Here is a 2,849-nt window from a genome sequence, read left to right as displayed (position 1 = left end):
CGAGCGGGTGGTGTGCGCGGCGCCGCCGCCGGAAGCCGACCAGGACGCCCGCGGCGCCGGTGCGCATGAGGTGCAGCGCGGCCTGGTGGGTGGCGCAGCCGCCGACGATGACCGGGACGTCGAGCTCGTAGATGAACTGCTTGAGGTTCAGCGGCTCGCTGCGGCCCGAGACGTGCTCGGCCGAGACCGTCGTGCCGCGGATGACGAACAGGTCGACGCCGGCGGCGACCACGACGTCGGCGAACTCCTTGGTGCGCTGCGGCGACAGGGCGCCGGCGACCGTCACGCCGGCCTCGCGCACCTGGCGCAGCCGCTCGGTGATGAGCTCGGGCTTGATCGGCTCGGTGTAGATCTCCTGCAGCCGGCGGGTCGCGGTGACCGCGTCGGCCGCGGCGATCTCCTCGAGCAGCTTCTCGGGGTTCTCGTACCGCGTCCACAGGCCCTCGAGGTCGAGGACGCCCAGGCCGCCGTGCTGGCCCAGCGCGATCGCCGTGGCCGGGCTCATGACCGAGTCCATCGGCGCGGCAAGCACCGGCAGGTCGAAGCGGTAGGCGTCGATCTGCCAGGCCGTCGAGACGTCCTCCGGGTCGCGCGTACGACGGCTCGGGACGATCGCGATGTCGTCCAGGGAGTAGGCGTGGCGGCTGCGCTTGGCGGCGCCGATCTCGATGTCAGCCATGCTGGGACCCTATCGGCTGTAGTTGGGCGCCTCGACGGTCATCTGGATGTCGTGCGGGTGGCTCTCCTTGAGACCGGCCGCCGTGATCCGGACGAAGCGTCCGCGCTCCTTGAGCTCGGGGAGGGTGCGTGAGCCGACGTAGAACATCGACTGGTGCAGGCCGCCGATGAGCTGGTGGGCCACGGCGCTGAGCGGGCCGCGGTAGGCGACCTGGCCCTCGATGCCCTCGGGGACGATCTTGTCGTCGCTGACGACGTCGGCCTGGAAGTAGCGGTCCTTGGAGTAGGACTTCTTGCCGCGCGAGCTCATCGCCGCGATCGAGCCCATGCCGCGGTAGCTCTTGAACTGCTTGCCGTTGACGAAGATGAGCTCGCCGGGGCTCTCCTCGCAGCCGGCCAGCAGCGAGCCGACCATGACGGTGTCGGCCCCGGCGACCAGCGCCTTGGCGATGTCGCCGGAGTACTGCAGGCCGCCGTCGGCGATGACCGGGACACCGGCCGGCTCGCAGGCCAGCGACGCCTCGTAGACCGCCGAGACCTGCGGGACGCCGACGCCGGCGACCACACGGGTGGTGCAGATCGAGCCCGGACCGACGCCGACCTTGACCGCGTCGACCCCGGCGTCCACGAGGGCCTGGGCCCCGGCGCGGGTCGCGACGTTGCCGCCGATGATCTGGACGCCGTCGAAGTTCGGGTCGGCCTTGAGCTTGCGGATCATGTCGAGCAGCAGCGCGGCGTGGCCGTGGGCGGTGTCGACGACGAGCACGTCGACGCCGGCCTCGCGCAGCGCGTTGGCCCGCTCGTAGGAGTCGCCGAAGTAGCCGACGGCGGCACCGACGAGGAGGCGGCCCTGGGCGTCCATGCTGGCGTTGGGGTACTGCTCGGACTTCACGAAGTCCTTGACCGTGATGAGACCGGCCAGGCGTCCCTCGGCGTCGACGATCGGCAGGCGCTCGCGCTTGTGCTGGCGCAGCAGGGCGGAGGCGTCCTCGCGGCTGATGCCCACCGGGCCGGTGATGAGCGGCATCGGGGTCATGACCTCGCCGACGGTGCGGGTGGCCCACTCCGCGACGGGGACGAAGCGCAGGTCGCGGTTGGTGATGATGCCGAGCAGGTGGTCCTCGGCGTCCACGACGGGCAGGCCGGAGACGCGGTACTCGCCGCAGCGCTGGTCGAGCTGCTCGAGGGTGGCGTCGGAGCCGATCGTGACCGGGTTGGGCACCATGCCGGTCTGGGTGCGCTTCACGAGCTCGACCTGGTAGGCCTGGTCCTCGATCGACAGGTTGCGGTGCAGGACGCCCATGCCGCCCTCGCGCGCCATGGCGATGGCCATGCGCGCCTCGGTGACGGTGTCCATGGCGGCGGACAGCAGCGGCACGCGCAGGCTGATCTCGCGCGTCAGGCGCGCCGTGGTGTCGACCTCGCTCGGGATCACGTCGGTCTCGCCCGGCAGCAGCAGGACGTCGTCGTACGTGAGCCCGAGGCTCTGGAACTTCTCCGGGATGCCAGCCTCGCTCATGCACCAAGTCTACGGGCCCCGGCGAGGGGGTTCACCGGGGTGGAGACGTGGGCTCCGGCACGTCCCGCAGGGCCGCGTCGCGGGCGAGGACGACCGACAGCAGCGGGTGCCAGGTGGCCAGCACGCGGCTCCCGCGCCAGGCGCTGACGATCGACGCGACGCCGGCGGCGAGCACCGCGAGGGAGATCGCGGCGAGCATCCCGTCGATCCACACCAGGTCGTCGACGGTGACCGTCCGCGTGGAGAGGACCACCTCGAGCGCGCCGTACGTCAGCAGGGTCGCGACGAGCTGCAGGTCGAACGCCCGGGCCACGCGAGCGCGAACCTCGACGTTGCGTCGCACCAGGATCGTCAGGACGAGCGGCACCAGCACCGGCAGGGTCAGCAGCGGCGCGAGGTGGGCGACGGCGACGAGCACGAGGTGCCACCCGCGCAGAGGCCCGGTCACCGGGTCCGCCGGTCGCCGCCGCGCGACGACGGCCAGCACCACGACGACCAGCGCGACGACCGCCATCGCGATCCGCAGGTCCACGGCCACCACGTCCTCCTTCGTCCGCGGCATCCTCGCACGCCGGGGCGGGTCCGGGCCGGGACGTCAGGCCGGGTCGGACGTGCGGACGACCACGACGACGCACACCGCGGTGGCCACGAT

At 72.1% G+C, this 2,849-nt stretch carries 2 protein-coding genes and 1 pseudogene; all 3 read right to left on the bottom strand.

The annotated features are described in order from the left end of the window. Positions 1–679: pseudogene (locus AC2W7G_RS13005) on the bottom strand (IMP dehydrogenase); the annotation flags it as partial. A 9-nt stretch (positions 680–688) separates the two neighbouring features. Then, complete coding sequence (guaB, locus tag AC2W7G_RS13000; RefSeq protein WP_485868813.1) at positions 689–2,197, bottom strand: IMP dehydrogenase; 1,509 nt, start codon at positions 2,195–2,197, stop codon at positions 689–691. 31 nt (positions 2,198–2,228) lie between these two features. Continuing rightward, positions 2,229–2,735 (bottom strand): hypothetical protein, encoded by a 507-nt coding sequence (locus AC2W7G_RS12995; protein ID WP_485868812.1) that lies wholly within the window; start codon positions 2,733–2,735, stop codon positions 2,229–2,231. Positions 2,736–2,849: the final 114 nt, after the last annotated feature.

It is taken from the genome of Aeromicrobium sp. PFPM2_SD2, from assembly GCF_057364525.1.
This window is presented reverse-complemented; position numbering and strand designations above follow the sequence as displayed.